1 protein-coding gene is annotated in these 632 nt (G+C 46.0%); it reads right to left on the reverse strand.

Annotated features, from left to right (window positions below; genetic code table 11):
* The coding region (locus tag QMG72_RS17730) for a nicotinamidase (protein ID WP_283481355.1) at nt 1-598 on the reverse strand (598 nt) is incomplete at its 3' end.
* Nucleotides 599-632 lie beyond the last annotated feature (34 nt).

Here is a 632-nt window from a genome sequence, read left to right on the forward strand (position 1 = left end):
TTTTTAAGATGACTGCACCGGCAGAACTCATTTCCTGCCATGCCGTTTCAATGGTATCCGGCGCAATGCCCCGACAAGCCGCTTCATTGACGATAACCTGCCAATTACCACCTTTAAGTAACTGCAAAACCGTTGTTTTAACACAATAATCCGTAGCTAACCCACCGATAATAACCGTATCCGTATTTTGACAACGCAGCCATTCAATCAGCCCTGTGCTTAGTTTTTCCTCAATATCGTGAAAACACGCGCCGTAAGGATGCAATTCAGGATCAACACCTTTCCAAACGCAATAATCATATTCTTTAGCAGAAGGCAGTCCGTCCAATAATTCATAGCCGCGCGTACCGACCATCGCATGAGCCACCCAAGTCAAATCCGCATCAGGCAAACCTGTCGGCTTCAACATATCAACAGGGTTATCCACAAGCCATTTCGCTACCATATGATGCGCATCTTTCGTCATCACGCGCAAATCCGCCAAAGCGGCTTGAGCATTCAACTCCTCGACAATCAAATGCCCCTCGTTCACGGGCAGTTCGTCAGGACACAGTGGCGTAAACGTTTTTTGTGCATCAACATCAATGGAAACAATCATCTCATTATTTCAACGCGATTAAAATGCCCTGTAT

This window comes from Pseudarthrobacter sp. PH31-O2 (assembly GCF_030063265.1).
Taxonomy (GTDB): Bacteria; Actinomycetota; Actinomycetes; order Actinomycetales; family Micrococcaceae; genus Arthrobacter.